The 25,943-nt window shown below is 73.1% G+C and carries 21 protein-coding genes; 10 read left to right on the forward strand and 11 right to left on the reverse strand.

Annotation, left to right across the window (positions count from 1 at the left end; translation table 11 throughout):
• Positions 1 to 2 precede the first annotated feature (2 nt).
• A complete protein-coding gene (locus DAE25_RS02945) occupies positions 3 to 575 on the forward strand; it encodes a hypothetical protein (RefSeq protein WP_107764700.1) in 573 nt (190 codons plus the stop codon).
• 90 nt (positions 576 to 665) lie between these two features.
• On the opposite strand, the gene DAE25_RS02950 is transcribed toward DAE25_RS02945, so the two are convergent.
• The gene (locus DAE25_RS02950; RefSeq protein WP_107764701.1) at positions 666 to 2,063 is read right to left on the reverse strand and encodes a phosphodiester glycosidase family protein; all 1,398 of its coding nucleotides are present in this window, start codon (positions 2,061 to 2,063) and stop codon (positions 666 to 668) included.
• Positions 2,064 to 2,082: 19 nt separating this feature from the next.
• A complete protein-coding gene (locus DAE25_RS02955) occupies positions 2,083 to 3,666 on the reverse strand; it encodes an alpha/beta hydrolase family protein (RefSeq protein WP_107764702.1) in 1,584 nt (527 codons plus the stop codon).
• Positions 3,667 to 3,733: 67 nt separating this feature from the next.
• Here DAE25_RS02955 and DAE25_RS02960 point away from each other — a divergent pair, with 67 nt between their 5' ends.
• Complete coding sequence (locus DAE25_RS02960) at positions 3,734 to 4,927, forward strand: site-specific DNA-methyltransferase (protein ID WP_107764703.1); 1,194 nt, start codon at positions 3,734 to 3,736, stop codon at positions 4,925 to 4,927.
• Here the strand turns inward: DAE25_RS02960 and DAE25_RS02965 are convergent.
• Positions 4,893 to 6,302: a WS/DGAT/MGAT family O-acyltransferase gene (locus DAE25_RS02965; protein WP_107764704.1), complete on the reverse strand. Its 1,410-nt coding sequence runs from the start codon at positions 6,300 to 6,302 to the stop codon at positions 4,893 to 4,895. The two genes, DAE25_RS02960 and DAE25_RS02965, sit on opposite strands and share 35 nt — an antisense overlap.
• Positions 6,303 to 6,428: 126 nt before the next feature.
• On the opposite strand from DAE25_RS02965, the gene DAE25_RS02970 reads away from it, so the two are divergent.
• Positions 6,429 to 7,538 (forward strand): FUSC family protein, encoded by a 1,110-nt coding sequence (locus DAE25_RS02970; protein ID WP_234410811.1) that lies wholly within the window; start codon positions 6,429 to 6,431, stop codon positions 7,536 to 7,538.
• 248 nt (positions 7,539 to 7,786) lie between these two features.
• On the opposite strand, the gene DAE25_RS02975 is transcribed toward DAE25_RS02970, so the two are convergent.
• The gene (locus DAE25_RS02975) at positions 7,787 to 8,920 is read right to left on the reverse strand and encodes a glutamate--cysteine ligase (RefSeq protein WP_107764705.1); all 1,134 of its coding nucleotides are present in this window, start codon (positions 8,918 to 8,920) and stop codon (positions 7,787 to 7,789) included.
• A gap of 67 nt (positions 8,921 to 8,987) precedes the next feature.
• Between DAE25_RS02975 and DAE25_RS02980 the strand changes: the two genes are divergently transcribed.
• Positions 8,988 to 10,508 carry a threonine/serine exporter family protein gene (locus DAE25_RS02980; RefSeq protein WP_234410812.1) on the forward strand — a complete coding sequence of 507 codons (1,521 nt, stop codon included), beginning with the start codon at positions 8,988 to 8,990 and terminating at the stop codon, positions 10,506 to 10,508.
• Between the two features lie 21 nt (positions 10,509 to 10,529).
• On the opposite strand, the gene DAE25_RS02985 is transcribed toward DAE25_RS02980, so the two are convergent.
• From DAE25_RS02985 to DAE25_RS02995, 3 genes are read right to left on the reverse strand one after another with little or no spacing between them, the layout of a single operon-like run.
• Positions 10,530 to 11,108 (reverse strand): DUF402 domain-containing protein, encoded by a 579-nt coding sequence (locus tag DAE25_RS02985; protein ID WP_107764706.1) that lies wholly within the window; start codon positions 11,106 to 11,108, stop codon positions 10,530 to 10,532.
• Between the two features lie 10 nt (positions 11,109 to 11,118).
• Positions 11,119 to 11,979 (reverse strand): SDR family NAD(P)-dependent oxidoreductase, encoded by an 861-nt coding sequence (locus tag DAE25_RS02990; RefSeq protein WP_107764707.1) that lies wholly within the window; start codon positions 11,977 to 11,979, stop codon positions 11,119 to 11,121.
• Positions 11,976 to 13,472, reverse strand: coding sequence for a flavin-containing monooxygenase (locus DAE25_RS02995; protein ID WP_107764708.1), 1,497 nt, complete (start codon positions 13,470 to 13,472; stop codon positions 11,976 to 11,978). The genes DAE25_RS02990 and DAE25_RS02995 overlap by 4 nt, the downstream gene beginning before the upstream one ends.
• A gap of 49 nt (positions 13,473 to 13,521) precedes the next feature.
• Here DAE25_RS02995 and DAE25_RS03000 point away from each other — a divergent pair, with 49 nt between their 5' ends.
• Positions 13,522 to 14,127 (forward strand): TetR/AcrR family transcriptional regulator, encoded by a 606-nt coding sequence (locus DAE25_RS03000; protein ID WP_107764709.1) that lies wholly within the window; start codon positions 13,522 to 13,524, stop codon positions 14,125 to 14,127.
• Between the two features lie 101 nt (positions 14,128 to 14,228).
• Positions 14,229 to 14,474, forward strand: coding sequence for a hypothetical protein (locus DAE25_RS23015; RefSeq protein WP_159083532.1), 246 nt, complete (start codon positions 14,229 to 14,231; stop codon positions 14,472 to 14,474).
• Between the two features lie 163 nt (positions 14,475 to 14,637).
• Here DAE25_RS23015 and DAE25_RS03005 read toward each other — a convergent pair whose 3' ends face one another.
• The 3 genes from DAE25_RS03005 to DAE25_RS03015 all read right to left on the reverse strand — a co-directional run bounded on the left by DAE25_RS03005 (position 14,638) and on the right by DAE25_RS03015 (position 17,524).
• Positions 14,638 to 16,062, reverse strand: a complete 1,425-nt coding sequence (locus DAE25_RS03005; protein WP_234410813.1) for a sensor histidine kinase — start codon at positions 16,060 to 16,062, stop codon at positions 14,638 to 14,640.
• Positions 16,059 to 16,817, reverse strand: a complete 759-nt coding sequence (locus DAE25_RS03010) for a response regulator transcription factor (RefSeq protein WP_107764948.1) — start codon at positions 16,815 to 16,817, stop codon at positions 16,059 to 16,061. Before DAE25_RS03010 ends, DAE25_RS03005 begins: the two co-directional genes overlap by 4 nt.
• Positions 16,818 to 16,939: 122 nt before the next feature.
• The gene (locus DAE25_RS03015; protein WP_107764710.1) at positions 16,940 to 17,524 is read right to left on the reverse strand and encodes a hypothetical protein; all 585 of its coding nucleotides are present in this window, start codon (positions 17,522 to 17,524) and stop codon (positions 16,940 to 16,942) included.
• A gap of 46 nt (positions 17,525 to 17,570) precedes the next feature.
• On the opposite strand from DAE25_RS03015, the gene hrpA reads away from it, so the two are divergent.
• From hrpA to DAE25_RS03035, 4 genes are all read left to right on the forward strand, one after another.
• The gene (hrpA, locus tag DAE25_RS03020) at positions 17,571 to 21,452 is read left to right on the forward strand and encodes an ATP-dependent RNA helicase HrpA (RefSeq protein ID WP_199907395.1); all 3,882 of its coding nucleotides are present in this window, start codon (positions 17,571 to 17,573) and stop codon (positions 21,450 to 21,452) included.
• A gap of 36 nt (positions 21,453 to 21,488) precedes the next feature.
• Complete coding sequence (locus tag DAE25_RS03025) at positions 21,489 to 22,088, forward strand: hypothetical protein (protein ID WP_107764950.1); 600 nt, start codon at positions 21,489 to 21,491, stop codon at positions 22,086 to 22,088.
• A gap of 149 nt (positions 22,089 to 22,237) precedes the next feature.
• Positions 22,238 to 22,726: a type II toxin-antitoxin system PemK/MazF family toxin gene (locus DAE25_RS03030; protein ID WP_107764712.1), complete on the forward strand. Its 489-nt coding sequence runs from the start codon at positions 22,238 to 22,240 to the stop codon at positions 22,724 to 22,726.
• A gap of 114 nt (positions 22,727 to 22,840) precedes the next feature.
• Positions 22,841 to 24,220, forward strand: coding sequence for an ABC transporter substrate-binding protein (locus DAE25_RS03035; RefSeq protein WP_107764713.1), 1,380 nt, complete (start codon positions 22,841 to 22,843; stop codon positions 24,218 to 24,220).
• 330 nt (positions 24,221 to 24,550) lie between these two features.
• Here the strand turns inward: DAE25_RS03035 and DAE25_RS03040 are convergent, their stop codons facing one another.
• Positions 24,551 to 25,942 (reverse strand): ribonuclease D, encoded by a 1,392-nt coding sequence (locus DAE25_RS03040; protein ID WP_107764714.1) that lies wholly within the window; start codon positions 25,940 to 25,942, stop codon positions 24,551 to 24,553.
• Between the last annotated feature and the right edge of the window lies 1 nt (position 25,943).

Genomic DNA, 25,943 nt, shown 5'->3' on the forward strand with positions numbered 1-25,943 from the left:
ACATGACGCGCAGCGCACCGGTCCGGATCGTCCTGGCGGCCACCCTCGCCACCCTCACGCTCTCGGCCTGCGGCCAGTCCGACGGGGACGGGGCCGACAGTGCGACCGAGCCCACGTCCAGCGCCCCGACGAGCGAGGAGTCGATGCCCGAGCCCGGTGACTCCGCCAGCGCGACCGGCGGTGAGGGAGCGACGTCGACCGGCGGCGGCGCCGTGCTCGTGGCCGGCGACACCGCCACCACGACGACGACGCGCATCATCAGCGTCTCCAACGCCGACGGCGAGGTCAGCGAGCGACCCGTGCCGCTGGAGGACCAGGCGGCACTGGATGACTTCGTCTCCGGCTTCGGCGCCGACCTCGGCCCCCAGGTGGAGGACGCCGTGCAGGAGACCGACGTGCCGCCGGGGCAGACCCTGATGGGCGCCGTGGTGGCCGTGGGCTGCGACAAGCCGACCGGCATCAGGCTCGTCCAGACCTTCGACGGCTACGAGGTGACGGGCATCGTCCCCAAGTCGGGGGTGCAGTGCATCGTCGCGGTGACCTCGGTCGCGCTCTTCCTGGTCGAGACCCCCTGACCCGACTCCTGCCGGCGCAGGACCCACGCCGACAGGATCAGCCGACCGTCACCGACGATCAGCCGGCCGTCGCGGTGGGCCGGCCGACGGTCACGGGACGGGCGTCGTCGGCGGCGGTGCGGGAACCGGGGCGGGAACCGGCGGCGGGGTGACGGGCGGCACGATCGGCGGGAACCCCCCGTCGTAGAAGATGCCGAGCCCGTTGGCCACCTTGCGCTCGCCGCCGTCGGAGGGCTCGTTGATGACCCCCATCTCGCCGGTCACCTTGCGGGAGTAGAGCGTGGAGGAGCCGCCGCCGTCGAGGTTGAGGGCGTTGTCCGCGCCGAGGGCGAGCATCATGTTGGCCAGCTCGACCATCGTGTAGCCCCGGCTGGAGGCGGACCGACCGTCGATGACGAGGAAGAGCAGCTTGTGCCCGTCGGTGTCGATGCCCACGGCCGTGCGGGGGTGCATCAGCCGGTCGTTGATGACGGTCCGGACGCCGTCGAGGAGGATCGACCGGTCCCCGGAGACGGCCATGGTGGCGCCGGGCTTGGTCTTGTACTTGAAGGTCGCCTTGCGCCCGACCTTGAGCTGCTTGAGCAGCTTGGCCGCCGAGCCGCGGCCGACGAGGACCTGGCCCCTGACCTTGCGACCCTTGGACAGGACCTTCTTGTTCGACTTGATCCGACCGTTGACGATGACCACCTCGCGGGTGTCCTTGTCGCCGTCGGTGACCGAGTAGCCCTTCGTCCACCCCCAGTCGGAGGTGTAGAGGCCGAGGGTGTTGTCCGCGACGGTCGCGGCGTTGAGGCCGGAGACCGGCCAGCGCGGGCGCTGGCGGAGCTTGGTCTTCGTCACCATCGCGCCGACGTGGTAGCCGGTCGAGTCGAGGTAGAAGGAGGCGTTCTCCGGGATCCAGCCCGTCGCCGGACCGTTGATGATGCCGCGCTCGCGGTCCACGGCCGGACCGAGGGCGACGCCGGTGTCGGAGATGTCGAAGAAGTCGCCGTTGACGGCGCCGATCGCCCCGTCCCTCGCGCCGAGCTGGCTCACCGTCTTGCGGCGTACGACGTACTTGGGGCCGAGGTGGTCGACGGAGATGTTGGTGGCGTTGAGGTCCACGGTGAGCAGGTTGGCGCGGATCGGTCCCCGCGCGTCGACCTGGTCCCACTCGCGGATCTGGATGCCGGGGGCGATGTCGTAGGTGACGTCGGTGGTCACGGTGGCCTTGCCGCGTCGTCCGGCCGGCCACGGCTCGGCGATGTCGCCGGGCACGCCGTCGGAGGTCTGGCCGGGAGTCCGCTGCACGCGGCCGGGGTCGGCCAGGGCGCGGCGCTGGGCGCGCGTGAGACCCGTCCCGTCATCGGCGCGGGCATCGGACCGGGACTGCGAGCCGGCCACCGGGCCGGACCCGGGGTCGGCGCTGGTCGGCGTGGCGGCCACGACGAGCGCGCACGTGAGGGCACCGGCCGTGGCGGCCGCGGTCAGTCGGTTCGAGGCAGGCACGCGCTCCACAGTAAAGGGATCAGGGTGACAGGAGGGGCAGGTGTGCTCGAGTGTCCTCGATCGTGACCAGTCCCGGCGTACGGCTGCTCATGCCCGCGAAGGTGTCGCTGAGCGCCGAGACGAGCAGGTAGAGCCGCTGCCCGGCCGGCACGTCGACCGCCACGGAGGGCAGCGCGATCCGCCGCGGTTCGCCGACCACGGGGGACGGCTCGTCGAGGGGCAGCACGTTGTTCTGCACCAGTGTCGCGTCGGCCGGGCTGGTGCCCACGGCCAGGCCGTAGAACGCGCGGTTGCGGACGCCGAGTGCGGTCACGGTGCCGGTCAGGTGCGGGGTGCCGGCGAGCCGCAGCGGTCCGGGCGCGATCTCGTAGGCCAGCGGCACGCCCGCGGCTGTGGGGCTGGCCACCGTCCCGACCGGCAGCGTGGCGGTCGGGGCGGGGGAGCGGACGGTCGTGCACGTCGAGGCAGGGGTGGCGAGGTGGAGCCGGCCGTAGCCCCCCAGCCCGGTGCGACGCCCCTTGAGCTGCTCGTCGAAGAACCGCATGCTCAGCGCCTCGAAGTCCCCGCCCGCGAGCCTCTCCGAGCACGGGTCGGAGGTCACCGAGATCCCGCGCGGCAGCACGCCGGGCAGCACGTGACCGCCGTTGTAGGCCACGAAGATGCTGTCGCGACGTGCCCGGCGGGTGATCGCGGACCGCCAGTTGGCCAGGCCCTGTTGGAGGGGGAAGAGGCTGTCGGTCGTGCCCTGGCCGAGGAGGACCGGGATGTCGAGACGACGACCCTGTGCGACATGGAAGGCCGGGCCGTTGCGGCCGAAGAACTCCGGCATGTCCTCGGTCCCCGGGATCGACCCGTCCGGCCAGGTGCCCGTCGCGGCGCCCTCGACCAGCGCCTTGTAGACCCGCGGCGGCAGGGCGTCGGTCGGCAGCGAGGCCGCCGACAGGGCCAGTGCCCACTCGGTGCGGACGACGCCCTCGGGCGCCAGGCTCTCGTTGAGGTCGTGCCACGTGATCTCCGGAGCCATCGCGTCGAGCACCGGCACGCCCCGACGCTCCAGGCTCGTGAACGCCGCGAGGAACTGGTAGCCGCCGCCGTAGGACCCGCCGACGGCACCGAGTCGCGGGTCGCCCGGCCCGTCCTGCCGCACCCAGGGCAGGCGGCTCATCCGGCGGACGAGCCGGGCCACGTCCTTGCCCTCGACGTCCGGGTTCTCGACGTACGCGTGACCACCGGACTCGCCGAAGCCGCGCTGGTCGAAGGACAGCACGCCGTACCTGCTGTCGAGGAACGTCGCGAACGCCGCGGGGTCCTTCGTCCGCGAGCCGCCCCAGCCGTGGCTGTGCCAGATCATCGGCACCGGGCGCCGGCGCGAGGCCCCGGCCGGCTTGAAGAGCGAGTAGCAGATCTGCACCGGCGTGCTCGAGCCCGGATCCGGGGCCGAGGTGACGCAGTCCTCGACGACCTTGACGCCGTCCGCGGCCGACGACGCGGCAGACGTGGCGGCGGACGATGCGGCTGCCGGCGCGGCGTACGACGGGGTGGTCGCGGGGGGCGAGGCGGCGAGCAGGGGGACGACGAGCGCGAGTGCGGCGAGCTTCCTCATGACCTGACAACTGCCCGGGTCGCGGCAGGTCACGCCGCGGGGCGCCGCGGACTCGTAGGGTGCCGACGTGACCGACCGCCCGTGCAACACCTTCGTCGAGGGGGACAACCTCGACGTGCTGCGGTCGCTGGCCCCGGGCAGCGTCGACCTCGTCTACACCGACCCGCCCTACAACACGGGCAACGACTTCGCGTACGCCGACCGCTTCCGCGCCGCCGACGGCGCCCGGGCGGGCCGGCACGGGGCGTGGGTGGAGATGATGCGACCGCGGCTGGAGGCGGTCCGCGACGTCCTGTCCGACCGGGGGGCGCTCTTCATCAGCATCGACGACAACGAGGCGGCGCGGCTGAGGCTGCTGCTCGACGAGGTCTTCGGGGAGCAGTGCTTCCTCGCCCAGGTCGTGGTCAACCTCAACCCCAAGGGGCGCCAGCTGGGGAACGGTTTCGCCACCAGCCACGAGTACGTCCTGGTCTACGCCCGCGACCCGCGCCGGTGCGCCGTCGACGCGAGCAGCGCCGAGCACGTCGACGAGGACGACTTCCCGCTGACCGCGCCGGACGGACGGCGCTTCCGCCACCTGCCGCTGCGCAACACGAACAAGAAGTTCAACCCCGTGACCGCACGCACCCTGCACTTCCCGTTGTACGGCGACCCGGTCAGCGGGCGGGTGGCGAGCGCGGCCTTCGACGGGGCCGTCGAGGTGCTGCCCGTCTTCGGCGACGGCCGCCCGGCCGTGTGGCGCTGGTCGGCCCCGCTGGTGGACGAGCGCCCCGACGACCTGGTGTGCCGGACCATCCAGGGCAAGCTGGGCGAGCGGGTCGACGTCTTCCAGCGGGACTGGCTGCACCGCGACGGCGGACGCCGCAAGAAGCTGCGCACCATCTGGCCCAGCGAGGAGATCGGCTCGACCGACACCGCGGTCGCCGAGCTCAAGGACCTCGTGGGCCACGTCTTCGAGTCACCCAAGCCGACCGGGCTGGTGCGCCGGATCCTCGGCACCATGCCGGCGGACGTCACCGTGGTCGACCCCTTCGCGGGGAGCGGTACGACGGGTCACGCGGTCGCGCTGGCCAACGCCGAGGACGGCGGCACCCGGCACTGCCTGAGCATCAACTGGCCCGAGCCGACGCGACCCGGGTCCAACGCCGACCTGGCCGGGCTGCCAACCGTCGCAGCCATCACCCGGGCCCGGCTGGCCGCCGTCGACGCCCGACTCGGGGGCGGCTTCAGCGAGCTCCCGCCGCACTCTCCAGCGCCGTGAGCTCGTCGTCGAGGTGTCCGAGCAGCCGCTGCAGGTGCGGGACCGTCCGCCGACAGCCGGTGAGACCGAAGCCCATCTTGCCGTCGTACGACGTGCACGTGATGTTGAGGGCCATCCCGTTGATGGGGATCGACAACGGGTAGGTGCCGACCAGTCGCGCGCCGTTGAAGTAGTGCGTGGTGCGCGGCCCGGGCACGTTGCTGATGATGACGTTGAAGGGCGGCCGGACGACCCCCTGCATCCGCAGCATCGGCGTGAGGATCGACGGCGCCATGCCGATCGCGCTCATGGCCAGGATCTGCGTCGGGGTCATCGACGAGAGCGCCTGCTTGCCGTCGCGCATCGACCGGTGGATCGCGACCAGCCGGGCGGCCGGGTCGTCGAGGTCGGTGGCCAGCTGCACCATCACCGAGCCGACCGCGTTGCCGCCGTCCGCCGAGGCCACCTGCGACTGCTTGGCGTTGAGGCCCACCGGCACCATCGCCACCAGCCCGGTGTCGGGCAGGGCGTCGTGGTCGAGGAGGTAGGCGCGCAGGGCGCCGCTGCACATGGCCAGCACCACGTCGTTGATGGTGCTCCCCGTCGCGGCACCGATGGCCCGCATCCGCTCGATCGGCCAGTCCTGCGCGGCGAAGCGGCGGGACCCGGTGATGCTCTGGTTGAACATCGTCCGCGGCGCGTAGAGCGAGACGGCCGACGTCTCGTTGCGGACGCCGCGGGTGATCGTCTTGAGGAGCGCCGACGGCATCCCGGCCGCCTCGGCGGAGATGCCGAACGCCGTACGCAGTGCGGTCATCGGCAGCTCCGCCAGCGACGACTCGGCGGTCTCCCGGGTGCGCTGCGCCTTGGCGCTGGCCGGTCGGGCCGCCCAGGGGGCCGGCATGTTGCGCTTGTCGGGGTCGGTGGAGAGCACGCTGGCCAGCAGCCTCATCGCCGAGACGCCGTCGACGAGCGCGTGGTGGGTCTTGGTGTACATCGCGACCCGGCCGTCGCGCAGCCCCTCCACGACGTGCGCCTCCCACAGCGGCCGCTCCCAGGCGAGCCGCTGGCTGTGCAGCCGCGACGAGAGGTCGAGCAGCTCGCGCACCCGACCGGGTCGGGGGAGCGCGCTGTGCCGGACGTGGTGCTCGATGTCGAAGTGCTCGTCCTCCACCCACACCAGCTGGCCGGCCGTGCTGAGCGAGCGGTGCGGCCGCTTGAGGAACAGCGGCGCGATCTCCTCGGTGGCGCTCACCTGGGTGTACATCTGGCGGGCGTAGTCACGCCCCGCCCCCTCGGGCTTCTCGAAGAGCTGCAGCCCGCCGACGTGCATCGGCTGGGTGCGGCTCTCGGCGTAGAGGAACGCCGCCGACGTCGGGTCGATGGGGTTGACCACTCGTCACCTCCTGGGGTGGGGGCGATCCTCGCGCGTTGTGCCGACCTTCACAAGCGCGGGGTCGTCCACCTGTCCGCGGGCGGGTTCGGGCCCGGCTCCGGCGTGGGACGGTGCGAGGATGGCCGGATGATGGCCGCACCCGCCGACGGGCCGCTCGACCGGATGTGGAGCCGCGGTCGTACGTCGCTGCGCGTCCGGGTGGCCCGGCTGCGCTCGAAATCGTTCGCCATCGCCCAGTGCGCCCTCGCCGCCGGCATCGCATGGTTCATCGCCGCCGACCTGCTCGGCCACCAGACCCCGTTCTTCGCGCCGATCGCCGCGGTCGTCAGCCTCGGCACGTCGTACGGGCAGCGCCTCCGGCGGGTCGCCGAGGTGACCATCGGGGTCGCGGTCGGGGTGCTGCTCGGTGACCTGCTGGTCTTCTGGCTCGGGTCCGGCTGGTGGCAGGTGTCGCTGGTGGTGGCCCTGGCGATGTCGCTGGCCTTCCTGCTCGACGGCGGACAGCTGCTGGTGACCCAGGCCGCCGTGCAGTCGATCGTCATCACCACCCTCATCGCCGACCCGGGTGCTGCCTTCACGCGCTGGACCGACGCCCTCATCGGCGGCTGCGTCGCCCTGGTCGCGGCGACCGTGGTCCCCGCTGCCCCGCTGCGCCGGCCCCGGGAGCAGGCCTCCGAGGTGCTGCGCAAGGTCGCCGCGCTGCTGCGCGCGGCCGCCGACGTGATGGTCGACGGGGAGGTCGACCACGCGCTCGAGGTGCTCGCCGACGCCCGCCAGACCGACTACCTCATCCAGGAGCTCCGGTCGGCGGCCGACGAGGGCCTGGACGTGGTGGCCTCGAGCCCGTTCCGGGTGCGGCACAAGGGCGGGCTGAGACGCATGGTCGAGCTGGTGGACCCGCTCGACCGGTCCCTGCGCAGCACCCGTGTGCTCGTGCGTCACGTCGCCGTGTCGGCGTACAAGAAGCGCGCCTTCCCCTCGTCGTACCCCCTGGTGACTCGCGAGCTGGCCGCGGCCGTCGACCTCGTGGCCGACGAGCTGCAGGCCGACCGGATGGCCGTCGCGGCCCAGCCCGCGCTGCTCGCCGTCGGCATGGCCACCGCACAGGTCGAGCGCAGCGACGCGCTCTCGGTCGAGGTGGTGCTCGCGCAGCTCCGGGCGGTCGTCGCCGACCTGCTCATGCTGACCGGGATGGGGCAGCTCGAGTCGACCGACGCGCTCCCGCCCCCGCGGTGAGCTCCGCCTTCCTGGGGTAGTCCGTGACGAACGGACCCCCGGGACGCCGATCCCGGGGTCCCTTCGTCACGGACTACCCCGGCGACCCGGGGTAGTACCGGACGTTCGGGAGTGGATCCCGGCGTGTCGCCCACCCGAACGTCCGGTACTACCCCAGCGAGGCCGCGTAGTTGGGGACGATGCCGTAGGTCTCCCGGCCGGATCACCCACCAGGTCGCCCCCAACTACGCCCGGGGGAGCGGGCGGCCTCAGCGGGCGAGCGAGTCGCGCAGCTCGGCCACCACGGCGTCGACGACGGCGGTCAGGTCGCCGCCGGCCTCCTTCGCGACGGCGCGCTGGCGCTGGTACGACGCCCCGCGACGCGCGATGTCGGCGACCGACCGCAGCTCGGTCTCGCACTCCAGGCGGCGGGCGACGGGGGTGAGCCGCTCGAGCAGGTCGTCGAGGTCGTCGGTGACGAGGCGCTCGCGGGAGCCGGCGTCGAGGATCACGATGGCGTCGAGCCCGTAGCGGGCGGCGCGCCACTTGTTCTCCTGCACGTGCCACGGCGGCATGGACGGGAGCTCCTCACCGGCGGCGGCCCGGGTGTCGAGGTCGACGACCAGGCAGTGCATCAGGGCGGTCACCGCGGCCAGCTCGTCGATGTCGGACATGCCGTCGCAGACGCGGTTCTCGATGGTGCCCAGGTGCGGGGCGGGCCGCACGTCCCAGCGGACGTCGGACATCGAGTCGATCACCCCGGTGGTCATCTGGTCGCCGATGCACGCCTCGAACTCCGACCACTCCCGGAACTGGAAGGGCAGCCCCGCGGTCGGCAGCTGCTGGAACATCAGCGCCCGGCTGGAGGCGTAGCCGGTGTCCTGCCCGGCCCAGACCGGCGAGCTGGCGCTCAGCGCGAGCAGGTGCGGGTAGGTGTCGAGGAGGGCCGACATCACCGGCATGACCCGGTCGCGCTCGGGCATCCCCACGTGCACGTGCACGCCCCAGATGAGCATCTGGCGTCCCCACCACTGGGTGCGGTTGATGAGCTCCGCGTAGCGGTGGCCCTCGGTCAGCTGCTGGTGGGACCAGTCGGCGAAGGGGTGTGCCCCGGCCCCGAAGAGGTCGACGCCGAGCTCGTCGGCCGCCGGCATCACCACCGCGAGCGTCTCGCGCAGGTCGGTCATCGCCTCGCCGACGGAGCCGCAGATGCCGGTGACGATCTCGACCGTGTTGCGCAGCAGCTCCTTGTGCAACCGGCTCGGGTCCGAAAGGCGCGGGCTGGCCGCGGCGAAGAGGTCGGCGGCGGTGTTGGAGAGGTCGCGGCTGGTCTGGTCGACGAGCGCGAACTCCCACTCCACGCCCAGCGTGGGGGAGGGCGAGGCGTGGAAGTCGATGTGCACGACACCATGCTAGGGACGGGGGGAGGCCCCGGCCTCACCCTGACGAGCCGGATGCCACCATGACGCCGTGGAGGAGGACAGCAGGAGCACCGCCCAGGACGGCAGCCAGCTCGAGCCGGCCGTCGAGGCCGCGGTCGAGGCGGCGGCCCTCGAGGCCGCCGAGGCAGCCGCCGGACCGGCCGCGGAGGCCGCGGTCGAGGCGGTCGTCGAGGCGGCGGCCGTCGTGGAGGCGGAGGCGGCCGAGGAGGCCGCGGAGGCCGCCCGCGAGCTCAACCTCAGCCTCGACCTGTGCCTGCGCATCGGCGAGGTGCTGCTCTCCTCGGGTGCCGGCGCGGCGGACGTGACCGCCACGATGCAGTCCGTCGCCCACCACCTCGGCCTGCGGCACCCCGAGATCGACGTCACCTTCACGTCGCTGTCGATGAGCTACCACCGCGACCCGGCCGAGCCCCCGGTGATCATGATCCGCAACGTCAAGCACCGCGACATCGACTACGAGGACCTGACCCAGGTCGACCACCTCGTCCACGAGATCCTCGCCGGCCGCCTCGACCTCTACCTGGCCCGCACCCGGATGGCGACGATCATGTCCACCGGCCACCCGTGGCCGCGCTGGGCGGTCACCCTGGGCTGGGGCGCCATGTGCGCGAGCGTCGCGGTCTTCCTCGGCGGCGACTGGCTGGTCGCGCTGATCGCGGCCGCCTCCGCGGTCAGCATCGACCGGCTGCAGCTGGTGCTCTCCCGCCGCCGGCTGCCGACGTTCTACCTCCAGGTCGCCGGGGGTGCGGTCGCCACCCTGTGGGCCGTGGGCCTCGCCGCCACCCCGGTCGACACCGACCTGTCCCTGGTCGTGACCGCCAACATCGTCATGCTCCTGGCCGGCATCGGCTTCATGGGTGCCATCCAGGACGCCCTGACCGGCTTCTACGTCACCAGCGGCGCCCGGGTCATCGAGGCGCTGCTCGCCACCGCGGGCATCATCGCGGGCGTGAGCGGCGGGTTGTCCTTCGCCGACGTCATCGGGGTCGACATCGGTCAGCTCGTGCCCGGCCGGGCGCTGGGCAACCACGTGCTGGTGGGGGTCGTCGGGGCGGCCGTCTGTGCGGCGGCGTTCGCGTTCGCGTCGTACGCCCCGCCGCGGGTGCTGCTGCCCATCGCCGTCACCTCCGGCCTCGCGACCATGCTCTACACGGTCGTGGACGGGTCCGGCTTCGGCCGCACCTGGGCCGCGGCCGTCGGCGCCTTCACCATCGGCCTGGTGGCGTACGCCGTCGCCGATCGCTTCCGGGTGCCGCCGCTGGTCGTCGCGGTGTCGGCGATCGTGCCGCTGCTGCCCGGCCTGTCGATCTACCGCGGACTCTCGCTGCTCGCGGCCGGTGGCTCGGGGACGTCGTACGGCATCGTCGCGATGATGACCGCCGCCTCCGTCGCGGTGGCGCTCGCGGCCGGCGTCATCCTCGGCGAGTACCTCGCCCAGCCGCTCAAGCGCGAGTCGCGCCGGCTCGAGGACCGGCTGTCGGGCCCGCGACTGGTCGGCCCCTTCCGGGCCCGGTCGCGCGGCGAGACCCGGGCCGACCGCATCACCTGAGGCCGCGGTCCCGCGCTTACGTCATGAGGTCCGGTGGTCGGGACGACCGGGTCCCATGACGTCCCGCAGGACCTCGAGCCAGCGCGCGCTGCTCCCGTCGTACGGCGCGTGGCCGCCGCGGACGGCCGCCAGGACCGCCTCGCAGCTCGCCCGCGCCCCGGCGATCACGTGGTCGGGGTAGCCGTAGGCCACCTGGTGCTCCGCGAACTCGTCCTCGTCGTCGACGATCACGGTGCCGTTGAAGCCGCGGACGACGTCGAGGTCGAGGTCGACCGCGCGCAGCGTGAGCCCGTCCCACTCGGGCGGCGTGGTCATGTCGACGTACACCTCGACACCCGACATGCCGAGCGTGGGCCACGCGTTGCCGGCCGCGCTGTGGAAGGCCGCGAGGTGCCACGCCCCGTCCGGCGGCACGAGCCCGACGTGGTCGTGCCGGCCGACGAAGACCTTGTCGGGGCGGGTGTAGACGGTGCCCGCGGCGAAGCCCAGCCACAGGCCGTGCTCGTCTTCGCCGAGCACGACCGCGTCGTACTCCCAGTGCGGCAGTCCGCCCCACTTGCTCATCTCGCAGCGGACACGGGTGCCGGGTGCGTGGGTCATGGACCCGTTTCTACACGGAGCGGCGCGGACCCGTGACGCGCGGTGCGACCCGCGCCACGACGTCCTGGTATCGGGAGCCGGTGAGCTTGGCGAAGTGGTGCATCAGGTGGGCGTCGGCGCCGACGAGCACGCGCGCCTTGCCGGCGAGGGCGCCCTCGAGGATGATCCGCGCCGCCCGGTCGGCCGGCATCTTGGCCAGCTTGGTGTCGAAGACGGCCGTGAGTCGCGCGTGGTCCTCGCCCGCTGTGGTGCGGCCGTTGCGCACGATCCCCGTCTTGATCCCGCCGGGGTGCACGCAGGTGACGCTGACCGGGTGGCCGCTGATGAGCATCTCCTCGCGCAGCGCCTCGGTGAAGCCGCGCACGGCGTACTTGGTGGCGTTGTAGGCCGTCTGGCCGGGCATCGAGATCAGCCCGAAGAGCGACGAGATGTTGACCAGGGTGCCGTCGCCCGACGCGAGGAGGTGGGGGAGGAACTCCTTGGTGCCGTTGACGACGCCGTTGAGGTTGACCCCGACGATCCAGTCGAACTCCTCGTAGGACATGTCCGCGAAGTCGCCCGACATCGAGACGCCGGCGTTGTTGACCAGCACGTTGACCCGGCCGAGCTGGCCGACCACGTCGGTGGCCCACTGCGCCACGGCGGCCCGGTCGGACACGTCCACGACGTCGCTGCGGACCTCGGCGCCGACCGCCTTGACGAGGTCGACGGTGGCGGCGAGGCCGTCGAGGTCCCAGTCGGACAGGGCGAGCAGGGCGCCCTGCTCGGCGGCCTGGAGGGCCATCTCGCGGCCCATGCCGCCGCCGGCGCCGGTGATGACGACGACCTTGTCGCGGAGCGTGCCGGGGGTGCGGGTCAGGGGGTTCCTCATGAGGGGATCCTCTCGTCGGAGCGGGCGGCCTCGACGTCGTACGCGTCGACGTCGAAGCGGGAGAGCAGGGAGCGGAAGGTGTAGGTGGTGCGCGGCCACAGGGTGGTGTTGCGGCCGTGCTCGTCGAGGTACCAGCTGGAGCAGCCACCGGTCGACCACACGGTGCGCCGCATGCGGCGCTGGAGGTCGCGGTTCCAGGCGTCCTGCGCGTCGCGGCGCGGCTCGATCGCGGCGTACCGGTTGATCCCCATCGACGCGATCGCGTCGAGGACGTAGGCGATCTGGCTCTCGATCATGAACACCATCGAGGAGTGCCCCAGCCCGGTGTTGGCGCCGACGAGCTGGAAGAGGTTGGGGAAGCCGTGGGTGGTCGTGCCCTTGTACGACGCCATCCCGGTGTCGGCCCACACCTGCGACAGCGAGCGCCCACCGCGGCCGTGGATGCGCTCGGCGATCGGCTGCTCGGTGGTGTGGAAGCCGGTCGCGACGATCAGCACGTCGACCGGTCGCTCGACACCGTCGACGGTCACGACCGCGTCGCCGGTCACCTTGGCGATCCGGTCGGTGACGAGGTCGACGTGGTCCCGGGCGAGCGCCGGGTAGTAGCTGTTGCTGATCAGGATGCGCTTGCAGCCGATCGCGTAGTCCGGGGTGACCCGGTCCCGCAGCACGGGGTCGGGGATGCCGCGGGCGATGTTGAGCAGCGCGGCCCGCCTCGCCGGGGTCGCGAGCCGGGGCTGCCAGGTGAAGGCGGGGACGTAGGACTCGCGCGCCCAGTAGGTCGCCGTCCGGTAGACCTTCTGCACGGCCGGGACGTGGCGGAAGAGCCGCCGCTCGAGACGGGTGTAGCGGCGGTCGTTGCGCGGGATGACGTACGGCGCGGTGCGCTGGTAGACGTCGACGTGGCCGGCCACCTTCGCGACCTCGGGGACGAGCTGGATGCTCGACGCTCCGGTGCCGATGACGGCGACCCGCTTGCCGGTGAGGTCGACGTCGTGGTCCCAGCGGGCGGAGTGGAAGAGCTCGCCCTGGAAGCCCTCGATGCCGTCGATCTCGGGCAGCCTGGGCTCGGAGAGCCCGCCGGACCCGCTGATCAGCGTGGTCGCGGAGACCTCGCCCCGGTTGGTGCGCACCACCCAGCGCTGCGCCTGCTCGTCGTACCGCGCCTCCTCGAGCGTGGTGTCGAACGCGACGCGGTCGAGCACGCCGGACTCGCGGGCGACGCGGCGGAGGTAGGCGTGGATCTCGGGCTGGGGGGAGAAGGAGCGCGACCAGTCGGGGTTGGGTGCGAAGGAGAAGGAGTAGAGCTGGCTGGGGACGTCACAGGCGGCGCCGGGGTAGGTGTTGGCGCGCCAGGTGCCGCCGACGTCGGAGTCCTTCTCGATGACGAGGAAGTCGGTCTCGCCCGCCTCGTCGAGCTTGATGGCCATGCCGAGCCCGGCGAAGCCGGCGCCGACGACGAGGTGGGTGACCGCGGTCGGGAGGGTCTGCATGGCGGCCAACGTACTGGCGCTATTGAATATGCGTCAATAAGGTGGGGTCATGAGCACCTCCCGTGTGCGCCTCTCCCCGGAGGAGCGTCGCCTCCAGCTCCTCGACCTCGGGGCCCGGCTGTTTGCCACCCGACCCGTCGAGGAGATCTCGATCGACGTCCTGGCCGAGGAGGCCGGCGTCTCGCGCGGGTTGCTCTACCACTACTTCGGCGGCAAGCAGGACTTCCGCGAGGCCGTCATCCGGCACGCGGTCGAGGACCTCGTCGAGCAGACCGCACCGCCGGCCACGGGCGATCCTCTCGAGCGGCTGGCTACGTCGGTCGGGGTCTACGTGGACTACGTGATCGCCAACCTCACCGGCTACCGCTCGCTGGTGCGGGCCGCGGCCGGGGGCAGCGAGGACCTGCGGGCGATCTACGAGGAGGCCCGGTCGGCCCTGACCGACCGGATCTTCCGCGAGGACTCAATGGGGGACCACCTCGCCGACGATCCCGCGACCCGGCTGGTGATCCGGGGCTGGTCGGCGCTGGTCGAGGAGATGGTGCTCACCTGGGCGGCGGACCCCGCCGTCATGTCGCGGGAAGCGCTCGTCGACACGCTGGTCGGCGCGCTGCCGGCGCTCACCGGGGTGGTCTCGGGCGATCGGCGGGGCTGATCTGGTGGGATCACCGGGCGGCTCGGCGCGCCGGTAGGTGGCGGGGGACGACATCCGGCCCTCGTGACTGGCGGGGGACGACATGCGGTCGGGTGATCCATGTGTCGTACGCCGCCAGCTGTCGCGACGCCGGCACCCGGGTTGTCGTACGCCGCCAGTTGAAGTGCCGCCGGCACCCGGGTCGTCGTACGCCGCCAGTTGCCCAGGCGCCGTCGCCTGGGTCGGCCTCGTCGCCGCGGTGGTCGGTCGAGCGGCAACTGGCGGGGGACGACGTGCCGCTCTGGGGACTGGCGGGGGAGGACATGCGGCCCTCGGGACTGGCGGGGGACGACATCCGGGCCGGGTGATCCATGTGTCGTACGCCGCCAGCTGTCGCGACGCCGGCACCCGGGTTGTCGTACGCCGCCAGTTGAAGCGCCGACGCCGCCACCCGGGTCGTCGTACGCCGCCAGCTGTCGCGCCGCCGCCGTCAGGCCGGCCGCGACGGCCGGCGGAGGTCGGCGGGGTGGATCAGCGCATCGGCAGCGCGACCGAGATCGTCGTGTCACCCGGCCGGCTGTCCAGCTCCACCGTGCCCCCGTGGGCCCCGACGATCGCCCGGACGAGCGCGAGCCCGAGGCCGGCGCCACCCTCGCGGTGCCGGGCCGCGTCGCCGCGCACGAAGCGCTCGAAGGCGTGCTCGGCCACCTCGGGGGCGAAGCCGGGCCCGTCGTCGTGCACGGCGAAGCCGTCGGGACGGGCGGTCACGGTGACGGTGGTGCCGGGCGGGGTGTACTTGCGGGCGTTGGTGAGCAGGTTGGTGACCACCTGGTGCAGCCGCTGCTCGTCGCCGACGAGCTCGACGGGCTCGTCGGGCAGCGCGAGCCGCCACGTGTGGTCGGGCGCGACGACCCGGGCGTCGTTGACCGCCTCCATCAGCAGCAGCGACAGGTCGACGGGCTCGCGGACGAGGGGCCGGCCTGCGTCGAGCCGGGCGAGCAGCAGCAAGTCCTCGACCAGCCCGGTCATCCGCGCCGCCTCGCCCTCCACCTTGTCCAGGGCGGTGGCCTGCGAGTCAGGCCGGCGCCGGGCGAGCTCGGTGTAGCCCGCGATGGTCGCCAGCGGGGTCCGCAGCTCGTGGCTGGCGTCGGCGACGAACTGGCGCACCTGCTGCTCGCTGCGGTGCCGGACCGCGAGGCTCGACTCGACGTGGTCGAGCAGGGTGTTGAGCGCGGCGCCCACCTGGCCCACCTCGTTGCGCTCGTCGGTCAGTCGCTCCGGCACCCGGTCGGAGAGGTCGATCTCGCCCTCGGAGAGCGGCTTCTCGGAGACGCGGTGGGCGGTGGAGGCGACCTCGCGCAGCGGCGCGAGCTGGCGGCGTACGACGATCGTGCCGACCACCGCGGCCGTCGCGATGCCGAGCAGGGTGAGCAGCGCCTCCCAACGCACGAGCGACTCCAGGATCTCGCCGGCGTCGCTGGCGGGCAGGCCGGCCACGGCGGTGAGACCGCGGTCCTCGGCGATGACGCGGTACTCCCCGAGACCGGGCAGGTCGACGTCGTGGGTGTCGCCGTCGGCGGGGACCGTCGCCAGCACCTCGATGACGTCCGGGTCGAGGGGCTCCTGCGCCCCGAACCCGCCGCTCCCGCTGTCGGTGAGCCACCCGGCGCCGGTGGTCCCGTCGATGACGGCGCTCACGGTGCCGACCCCCTGGCCGATGCTGCCCGGGCGGTCTTCCCCCCGACCCCGCGAGTCGTCGTCCCGCTCGTCGCGGTCGTCGTCGAAGCGCGGCGGCGGCGCGCCGTACGCCAGGTTGAGCGAGGCCCGCACGTCGGCGTCGAGACGGTCGTCGAGGTAGGAGCGCATCGCCAGCGTGGTGGCGAGCGCGATGAGCACCGACACGATCGCGACCAGGGCGACCGCGGTCAGCACCAGTCGCTGGGTGAGCGTCCTCACGGTGTCGATCCCGCGGCGGATCCCGCGGCGGATCCCGCGGCCGGTGCCGGGGAGGCCGGCTTGAGGACGTAGCCCGCGCCGCGCATGGTGTGGATCATCGGCACCCGGCCGGCGTCGATCTTCTTGCGGAGGTAGGACACGTAGAGCTCGACCACGTTGGCCTGCCCGCCGAAGTCGTACTGCCACACCCGGTCGAGGATCTGCGCCTTGCTCAGCACCCGGCGCGGGTTGCGCATGAAGAAGCGCAGCAGCTCGAACTCGGTGGCCGTCAGGCCGATCTCGACCCCGCCGCGGGTCACCTCGTGGCTGTCCTCGTCGAGGGTCAGGTCGCCCACCGCCAGCACGTTGCCCACCGCCTGCTGGGCCCCCGATCGGCGCATCAGCGCGCGCAGCCGGGCGACGACCTCCTCCAGCGAGAACGGCTTGGTGACGTAGTCGTCCCCGCCCGCGGTGAGGCCGGCCACCCGGTCCTCGACGGCGTCGCGGGCGGTGAGGAAGAGCACGGGCACGTCGGGCTGCGTCGCGCGCAGCCGGCGCAGCACCTCGAGGCCGTCGAAGTCCGGCAGCATGATGTCGAGCACGACCGCGTCGGGTCGCAGGTCGGCCGCCTCGCTGACGGCGCCGCGGCCGGTGTGCGCCATCCGGACCTCCCAGCCCTCGTAGCGCAGCGCCATCGCCAGCAGCTCGGCGATGTTGACCTCGTCGTCGACGACGAGCACGCGGACCGGGGTGCCGTCGGGCCTGGTGAACTCCATGTCGGCCATCGTGCCCTCGTTTGCTGTGAGCCTGCTGTGCGTCGTCTGTGTCGCGGGAAGGTGTGTGGCGGCGGACCGGGGACCCACGGGGGAGTGGTCGCCCGGCCCGCCGCCTGTCCCGGTCAGGACGAGCTGGAGTCGTCGTCCAGGTCGTCACCGCTGTCGTCGCCGTCGTCGTCGGTCCCCGGGGGGAGCGCGGGGACGCCGGGAGCCGGTCCGAAGCCCGGACGGTCGCCGCGGTCGGCGTCGCCGTCCGTGTCGCCGGGGAAGCCGCGCTCCATGTGGCCGAAGCGGTCGCCGCGGTCGTCGTCGCCCGACACGGCCGCACCGATGGCGGCCCCGCCGAGCCCGCCGATGATCAGCCCCGCGAGGGTCCCGGCGATGAGGGCGCCGATGCCGAATGCGCGACTGCCGCCGTCCGCCGTGCCGCGGCGGAGGCGTTCGCGCCACGAGCGCCTTGCGGCCGGGTCGTCGTACGCCGCGGTGGGCGGGACGTCGTACGCCGCGGCGGGCGGCGGGTCGGCGGGCGTCGGACCCGCAGCGGGATCCGCAGCGGCGTCGGACCCCGGAGCGGGGTCGGGCGAGGCGGCCGGCGCGGGGGCCGGGTCGGGAGCTGGCGCGGACCCCGAGTCCGGGGCGGACCCGGAGGGCGGGCGCTGACCGGCGATCGGGGCGGTCTCGTCGGAGGGAGGGTTCTTGTCGCTCATGGTGCGAGCGTCCGCCCCGGACCTGTGCGCGACCTGTGCGGCGGCGATGACTGCGCCCAGAGAGCCGGTCGCTGCGAAACCGGTTGCCGTCGTACGGAAGAATGGAGGGGTTGTGCAGATCTCCTACCCCGCCGAGCTCCCGGTCTCCGCACGCCGCGAGGACATCGCTGCGGCCATCCGTGACCACCAGGTCGTCATCGTCGCCGGCGAGACCGGGTCGGGGAAGACCACCCAGCTCCCCAAGATCTGCCTGGAGCTGGGCCGCGGGGCGGACGGCCGGCTGATCGGCCACACCCAGCCCCGCCGGATCGCGGCGCGCTCGGTGGCCGAGCGGATCGCCGACGAGCTGGGCACCGAGCTGGGCGACCTGGTCGGCTACCAGGTGCGCTTCACCGACCGCACGTCGCGCGCGAGCCGGGTCAAGCTGATGACCGACGGCATCCTGCTCGCCGAGCTCCAGCGCGACCGCCAGCTCAAGAAGTACGACACGATCATCATCGACGAGGCGCACGAGCGGTCGCTCAACATCGACTTCCTGCTCGGCTACCTCCGGCGCCTGCTGCCGCGGCGGCCGGACCTCAAGGTGATCATCACCAGCGCGACCATCGACGTCGACCGCTTCGCCGCGCACTTCAAGGCACCCGTCGTCGAGGTGTCCGGCCGGACCTACCCCGTCGAGGTCCGCTACCGCCCGCTCCTCGAGCTCCCCGAGGCCGACGACGAGGGGGAGCCGGTCCAGCGCGACCAGACCGAGGCGATCCTCGACGCGGTCCGTGAGCTCTCGCAGGAGGGTCCGGGCGACGTGCTCGTCTTCCTCCCCGGGGAGCGCGAGATCCGCGACACCGCCGACGCGCTGGCGGCCCTCCAGTCCGACCGGCTCGAGGTCGTGCCCCTCTACTCGCGGCTCTCCGCGGCCGAGCAGCACCGCGTCTTCAGCTCGCACCCCTCGACGATCCGGCGCGTCGTGCTGGCCACCAACGTCGCCGAGACCTCGCTGACCGTCCCCGGCATCCGGTACGTCGTGGACACCGGCGTCGCGCGCATCTCCCGCTACTCGCTGCGCACCAAGGTGCAACGGCTGCCCATCGAGCCGATCAGCCAGGCCAGCGCCAACCAGCGCTCGGGTCGCTGCGGTCGCGTCGCCGAGGGCATCGCGATCCGGCTCTACAGCGAGGAGGACTTCGAGGGACGCCCCGAGTTCACCGACCCCGAGATCCTGCGCACCAACCTCGCCAGCGTGATCCTCCAGATGACCTCGCTGGGCCTCGGCGACATCTCCCGCTTCCCGTTCGTCGAGCCGCCCGACAAGCGCAACGTCCGCGCCGGCGTCGACCTCCTCGAGGAGCTCGGGGCGCTGGAGCCGGGTGGCGCCGAGGCCCGACCGCAGCCTCCCCGGCCTCCGCAGGGCGACCGGGGCCGTCGCGGGCGGCAGCAGGACGGCCCCCGCCTCACCCAGCTCGGCCGTCGGCTGGCCCGGCTGCCGATCGACCCGCGCCTGGGCCGGATGATCCTCGAGGCCGAGCGCCTCGGCTGCGTGCGCGAGGTGGTCGTCATCGCCGCCGCACTGAGCCTCCAGGACCCGCGCGAGCGCCCGGCCGAGCAGCAGGCGCAGGCCGACCAGCAGCACGCCCGCTTCAAGGACGAGACGTCCGACTTCCTCACCTGGCTCAACCTGTGGCGCCACGTCAAGCAGCAGCAGCGCGAGCTGAGCTCCAGCGCCTTCCGCCGGATGTGCAAGCGCGAGCACCTCAACTACCTCCGCGTCCGGGAGTGGCAGGACTTCGAGTCCCAGCTCCGCCAGGTCTGCAAGGAGATGAAGGTCGAGGTAGGACTGCCGGCGGACACGCCGGACGCCGACGGCATCCACCAGGCCCTGCTGTCCGGGCTGCTCAGCCACGTCGGTGCGCTGGAGGAGCGCGACAAGCCGCGGGCGGGCGAGCGACGCCCGATGCGCGAGTACGTCGGCGCGCGCGGTGCCCGGTTCGCGGTCTTCCCCGGCAGCGTCCTCAAGGGCCGCAACCCGCAGTTCCTGATGGCCGGCGAGCTCGTCGAGACCTCCCGGCTGTGGGCACGCCAGAACGCCGCCATCAAGCCCGAGTGGGCCGAGCGCCTCGGCGCCCACCTCGTCAAGCGCAGCTACTCCGAGCCGCACTGGTCCGCCAAGCGTGCCGCCGTCATGGCCCACGAGAAGGTCACCCTGTACGGCGTCCCGCTGGTCGCCGACCGCCTCGTCATGTACGGCAAGGTCGACCCCGCCCTGGCTCGCGAGCTCTTCATCCGGCACGCCCTCGTCTACGGCGAGTGGCGCACCCGGCACCGCTTCGCCGCCGACAACGCGCGGCTGCTCGAGGAGGCCGAGGAGCTCGAGCACCGGGCCCGCCGCCGCGACATCGTGGTCGACGAGCACACCCTCTTCGACTTCTACGACGCCCGGGTCGGGGCCGACGTCGTCAGCGGTACCCACTTCGACCAGTGGTGGAAGCGCGAGCGGCAGAAGCGTCCCGACCTGCTGACCTTCGACCCCGAGATGCTCACGCACGCCACCGCCGAGGAGATCCGGCAGGCGGACTTCCCGACCAGCTGGCACGACAGCGACGAGGAGGGGCTGACCTTCCCGATCAGCTACCACTTCGAGCCGGGCTCGGCCGAGGACGGCCTCACCATCGAGGTGCCCGTGAGCACCCTCAACCGGGTCGACGCCGGTGACTTCTCCTGGCTGGTGCCCGGGCTGCGCGAGGAGCTGGTCACCGAGCTGATCCGCAGCCTGCCCAAGCACCTGCGGGTCAACTTCGTCCCCGCGCCCAACCGGGCGCGCGAGTTCCTCGCCGCGACACCGCCGGGTGAGGAGCCGATCCTCGACGCCCTCGAGCGCTACTTCCGCTCCACCACCGGCGTGGTCGTCCCCCGCGAGGCGTGGGACTGGTCCCGCGTGCCGGCGCACCTCCAGCCGACCTTCCGGGTCGTCGGCGACGACGGCGCCGAGGCAGCGCGCGGCAAGGACCTCGAGTCCCTCAAGGAGCCGCTGCGTCCCTCGCTCGCCCAGGCCATCGCCGACGTGGCGGCGGACTCGGGCGTCAGCGCCACCGGCCAGACGTCCTGGACCTTCGGCACGATCGAGGAGTCCTTCGTGCAGCGCCGGGCGGGCCACGAGGTGCGGGGCCACCCCACGCTCGTCGACGAGGGGACGACGGTCGGCCTGCAGGTCGTCGGCTCGGCCGAGGAGGCCGCGGCGCGGCACCGGCTCGGCGTACGCCGCCTGCTGCTGCTCGCCCTCGGCCCGGCGCCGTCGGTGGACCGGCTCGGGCTCGACCAGCGGGCCAAGCTCGGGCTCGTCGGCTCGCCGTACCCCTCCATCGCCGACCTCGTCGAGGACCTCCGCGCGGCGATCGTCGGGGACCTCGTCGACACCCGGCCGACGGTGCGCGACGAGGCGTCGTACGACGCCCTGCTGGCCGAGGCGCGTCGTGACCACGACGCCGCGCTGCAGGCCGGCGTGCACGACCTCATCCGGGTGCTCGACGCCTGGCGCGCCACCGACAAGGCACTGTCCGGGCGGGCCGAGCTGGCCACCCTCCCGGCCCTCACCGACATGCGGGCCCAGGTGGGGAGGCTCATCGCGCCGGGCTTCGTCGGCGAGGCGGGAGCCTCGCAGCTGCGGGAGATCCCGCGCTACCTCGCCGCCGTGCAGTACCGCCGCGACCGGCTCGACACCCAGGTTGCACGGGACCGCCAGCTGATGGACCAGATCGCGGACCTGCAGGACGCGTGGCTGCACCAGATGGCCGCGCTTCCCGAGGGTCGTCCGCCGAGCGCGTCGCAGCGGGCCGTGCGCTGGATGCTGGAGGAGTACCGCGTCTCGCTGTGGGCCCAGCACCTCGGCACCCGGCACGCCGTGAGCGACCAGCGCATCCGCAAGGCCCTCGCCTGATGGGCGGCGGACGGCCCGACGCCTAGGGTGGAGGACGTGCCCGACCAGCCCCGCCACCACAAGCCGTCCACCCCCGGCGCGGCCTTCTTCGAGGACCTCGGGGGAGGGGCCGACCCGGCGCTGCTGCGCGAGGCGGGCGACCTGGCCGCCAGCCTGCTCGTGCGCGGGGCCCGCGAGACCGACGACCCCGCCATCGCCGACCGGGTGCTCCACCTGGCCGAGACCGAGGGCCTCGAGACCCTTGCCCAGGTCTGGGCCGGTGCCCCGCCCGACACCCTGGCGGGCAGCCTGTGGCGCCTCTACGTCCTGCGCGCCTGGGTCCATGCGTCGCCCACGGCGGTGGCCCGCGAGTACGACGCCGGACGGGCCCGTGCGCAGGTGGCCCGGGTCGTCGCGGGCGTCGCCGACCCGCCCGGTCCCGAGGAGCTGAAGGCGATGGTCGACGAGACGCTGCGCGGCATCGCCGGCGGCGACTTCGCGGTCACCCTGCTCCGGGCGGCGGCCTTCGCCCGCGTGGTCGCGACCGGCCGGGCGGGCACGCAGGGGACCAGCCACGACGAGACCGTGAGGATGCTCACGCTCTCCGAGCAGCTCGAGTCCGCGGGACATCTCGAAATGCGTCACGCGCTGGATTGACGACCTACACTCGGTCACGGAGTGCGTCGGGCTGTGGCAGCCCCGGGTCCCAAATTAAGCCGCTACGAGCGGCCATGCGCCGTGAGGCGCTCCCGGTCCGGCGCACTCCATGAAATCTTCTCCGCGAGGCGCCCGCCTATCCTCGGGCCATGGCTTCGTTGCGTGACCGACTCGTCCGTCTCCTCACCCCGGGATCGCGTTCCGCGCGGTCGGTCGGGACAGTGCCTGCTCCGACGCCGACCCGCGCGTCGGCCGCTGCCTCGGCCGGGACGGCGTACGCGCCCGAGGTCGACGGCGAGCCCGATCCGGGCGAGGTCGTCTGGGCCTGGGTGCCCTACGAGGACGACCCGAGCCAGGGCAAGGACCGGCCGGTGCTGGTGCTCGAGGAGCGCGACGGCGGCTGGACGGGACTGATGCTGAGCAGCCAGGACCACGACCGGGACGCCGCCGACGAGGCGCGGTGGGGGCGGTACTGGATGGACGTGGGCACCGGCGGCTGGGACTCGCAGCGCCGCCCGAGCGAGGTCCGGCTGGACCGGCGCATCCGGCTGGAGCGCGACGCCGTACGCCGCGAGGGTGCCGCCCTCGACCCGCAGCTGTTCGCCGCCGTGGTGGCCGCGGCGGCCGAGCACCGCTAGTCGTCGATGGGCCCTGTTCCCAGCCGCCCACTAGGGTTGCGACCGCTGTGGCGATGAGCCCACGCCACGGCGTTCGACGGCTCCGGGCTCGGGATCACGAGGAGGACTGCAGGGATGCTTCGGCGGTGGGCGGCGGCAGCGACCGCGATGACCCTGTGCGTGGGCCTGGCCGCGTGCAGCGGCGACGGGGACACCCCCGAGACCCCGCAGGGCAGCGCGACCACCGACACGCCCACGGCCTCGCCGACCGAGGTCACCCGGCTCACCTTCGGCGCCTACGGCAGCGTCGACGAGCTCGAGGCCTTCCAGCGCGTGGTCGACGCCTTCAACGTCGGCTCCACGACGCGTGAGGTCGAGCTGGTCACCTGGCCCGACCACGACGCCGCCCTGGAGGCCGTGCTGGCCGGTGACGCCCCCGACGTGTTCATGGCGTCGCGACGCGACCTGGGCCAGCTCACCGAGGCCGAGGCGACCCAGCCGGTGAGCCTGCTCCTCGACGAGCGCGGCGTCGACTTCGGCGACCGCTACTCCCGCGACGCCGTCGACGCGTTCGGGGTCGAGGACGACCTGCAGTGCATGGCCTACTCCGTCTCGCCGATGGTCATCTACTACAACGACGAGCTCATCGACTTCGAGCGCATGGAGCGCCGTGGCCTCGACGTGCCCAGCGTCGAGACGGGCACCGAGGACGTCCGCACCCGCTGGAACCTCGACGAGTTCGCCGCCGCCGCCCAGTTCGCCACCCGCGGCGGCCGGGCCGACGGCGTGTGGATCGAGCCCACCCTCCAGGGCCTCGCCCCCTTCATCTACTCCGGCGGCGGCAAGATCTTCGACGACACGGGCGAGCCGACGTCGCTGGCCCTGTCCGACGACGCCACCGTCGACGCGCTCGACCGGACCCTGGCCGTGCTGCGCGACTCCGCCCTGACTCCCAGCCCCAGCGACCTCGAGGAGAGCTCGGCCCTGCAGCGCTTCCGCCAGGGCCGGCTGGGCATGATCGCCGGCTTCCGCGACCTCGTGCCCGACCTGCGCCAGCGCTCCGAGCTGTCCTTCGACACCATCGCGATGCCCATCCTCGAGGAGGCCGCGACCGTCGGGGACATCGACGGGCTGTGCATCTCCGCCGACACCGAGCACGTCAACGAGGCCGCCGACTTCCTCGCGTACGCCGTCTCCGACTCGGCCATCGAGACGGTCACCCGCACCGGCTACATCGTCCCGGCCAACACCGAGGTCGCGGGCTCCGAGGTCTTCATCGGCCCGGGCCGGCAGCCGGCGACCTCCAAGGTCTTCAACACCGCGATCCGCGGCATGGTCGTCCCGCCCCTGCTGGACAACGGCGAGGAGCTCGTCGAGGCCGTGGGGCCGATGATCGACGACCTGGTCACCGACCCCGGCGTGCTCGATCTCGAGCTGGCCACCGAGGAGATCGACGAAGCCTCGCGCGGCGTGCTCAGCCCCGAGGAGGAGCCGAGCGAGTCGCCCTCCGAGTGAGGCTCGCCCGGTCTGCTCGGTCGACCGCCGACTCAGCAGCAGTTGCGCAGGTGCGCAGCTTCGGAAGGGTGTCCGGGCTCGTTCCCTGTGCAGGTGTGCAGCTCTGGAGAGGCGGTTGGACCACTTACCTGCGCACGTGCGCAGCTCTGGCGGGGTGTGAGGCCTCGTTCCCTGCGCAGGTGCGCAGGGAAGCGTCCTGGGTGTGCATCCATGGTTGCGCGGGTGCGCAGGAAAGCGTCTTGGGTGTGCGTCCATGGCTGCGCAGGTGCGCAGGTGCGCAGGTGCGCAGGTGCGCAGGTGCCCAGGTGCCCAGGTGCCGAGCCACGGCCCTCAGTCGGGCTGGTCAGCCTCGGGCTCGGCCTCGAGCACCACGTCGGGTCCGGCGTCGGCTCCGTCGTCGAGCAGCTCGTCCTCCGTGGCCGCCGGCGGCTCGACGTCACCGATGAGCACGGCGCCGGTGAGCGCACCGGTCACCAGCTCGACCTGCCACGGTCGGGCGCCGAGGTCGCGCAGCTGCCGGCGCAGGGCGTCGGCGAGGTCGGCGGGCTCGCGGGTCTCGGGCGGAGTCCACATGGTGCGGCGTACGAAGTCGGGGGTGAGGAGGTTCTCGACCGGCAGGCCGAGCTCCTCGGAAAGAGTCAGCATGGCCGCGCGAGCCGCCTTGAAGCGGCGGTCGGCGACCGGGTCGCGGTCGGCCCACAGGCGCGGGTGCGGGGGACCGTCCTGGCGCGGGGCGCGGGTCGGGAGCTCGTCCTCGGGCATCTCGAGCACGGCCTGGAGGGTCCGGACCCATGTGTTGGCGTAGCGCTCGGCGCCGCGGCCGTGGAAGCCCTGCGTGCCGAGAAGGGACGAACGATCGGTCGGCAGGGCGGCGGCCGCGGCCACGATCGCCCCGTCGGGGATGACCCGGCCGGGCGTGACGTCGCGGCGCGACGCGATCTCGTCGCGCGCCTCCCACAGCGCGCGGGCCGCACCGACGGAGCGACGCCCCCGCAGCTTGTGCACCCCCGAGACCCGGCGCCACGCCTCCTGGCGCACGGCAGGCTCGAAGCCGAGCAGGTGGTCGAACTCCTGGCGGGCCCAGACGTGCTTGCCGGTCTCCTCGAGCTCGGCGGCCATCAGCTCGCGCAGCTCGAGGAGGACCTCGACGTCGAGGGCGGCGTACTCGAGCCACGCCTCCGGCAGGGGGCGCGTCGACCAGTCGGCCGCGGAGTGCTCCTTGCGCATCCGCTGGCCCAGCAGGGTCTCGACGAGGGTGGCGAGCCCGACCCGCGGATAGCCGAGCAGGCGCCCGGCCAGCTCGGTGTCGAAGAGCGACGCCGGCTGCAGGCCGACCTCGCGGAGGCAGGGGAGGTCCTGGGTGGCGGCGTGCAGGATCCACTCGGTGCCGGACAGCGCCTCCTGGAGAGGAGCCAGCGACTCGAAGGCGATCGGGTCCACGAGCCAGGTGCCGGCGCCCTCGCGGCGCAGCTGGATCAGGTAGGCGCGGGCCGAGTAGCGGTAGCCGGAGGCGCGCTCGGCGTCGATGGCGACCGGCCCGGTCGCCGCGGCAAGGGCCTCGCAGGCGTCGGCGAGGCCCGCCTCGGTGTCGGTGATGCCGGGGAGGCCGTCGCGGAGCACCAGGAGCGGGACCTCGGGGGCCTCCGCCTCACCGTCGTGCCCCTCGACCTGCCCGTCGACCTGGGTCGTGTCGGGCTCGGAGGTGGTCTTGCGTCGGGACATC

The sequence above is a fragment of the Nocardioides terrigena genome, from assembly GCF_003047265.1.
GTDB classification, from domain to species: Bacteria; Actinomycetota; Actinomycetes; order Propionibacteriales; family Nocardioidaceae; genus Nocardioides; species Nocardioides terrigena.

Bases quoted from the DNA above. Each gene is read 5' to 3' on its own strand.
- hrpA (WP_199907395.1), top strand. From the start codon at position 17,571: ATGACTGCGCCCAGAGAGCCGGTCGCTGCGAAACCGGTTGCCGTCGTA.
- DAE25_RS02970 (WP_234410811.1), top strand. From the start codon at position 6,429: ATGATGGCCGCACCCGCCGACGGGCCGCTCGACCGGATGTGGAGCCGC.
- DAE25_RS02985 (WP_107764706.1), bottom strand. From the start codon at position 11,108: ATGACCCACGCACCCGGCACCCGTGTCCGCTGCGAGATGAGCAAGTGG.
- DAE25_RS03015 (WP_107764710.1), bottom strand. From the start codon at position 17,524: ATGAGCGACAAGAACCCTCCCTCCGACGAGACCGCCCCGATCGCCGGT.
- DAE25_RS03010 (WP_107764948.1), bottom strand. From the start codon at position 16,817: ATGGAGTTCACCAGGCCCGACGGCACCCCGGTCCGCGTGCTCGTCGTC.
- DAE25_RS02995 (WP_107764708.1), bottom strand. From the start codon at position 13,472: ATGCAGACCCTCCCGACCGCGGTCACCCACCTCGTCGTCGGCGCCGGC.
- DAE25_RS03040 (WP_107764714.1), bottom strand. From the start codon at position 25,942: ATGTCCCGACGCAAGACCACCTCCGAGCCCGACACGACCCAGGTCGAC.
- DAE25_RS03000 (WP_107764709.1), top strand. From the start codon at position 13,522: ATGAGCACCTCCCGTGTGCGCCTCTCCCCGGAGGAGCGTCGCCTCCAG.
- DAE25_RS02990 (WP_107764707.1), bottom strand. From the start codon at position 11,979: ATGAGGAACCCCCTGACCCGCACCCCCGGCACGCTCCGCGACAAGGTC.
- DAE25_RS03035 (WP_107764713.1), top strand. From the start codon at position 22,841: ATGCTTCGGCGGTGGGCGGCGGCAGCGACCGCGATGACCCTGTGCGTG.
- DAE25_RS02955 (WP_107764702.1), bottom strand. From the start codon at position 3,666: ATGAGGAAGCTCGCCGCACTCGCGCTCGTCGTCCCCCTGCTCGCCGCC.
- DAE25_RS02945 (WP_107764700.1), top strand. From the start codon at position 3: ATGACGCGCAGCGCACCGGTCCGGATCGTCCTGGCGGCCACCCTCGCC.
- DAE25_RS03030 (WP_107764712.1), top strand. From the start codon at position 22,238: ATGGCTTCGTTGCGTGACCGACTCGTCCGTCTCCTCACCCCGGGATCG.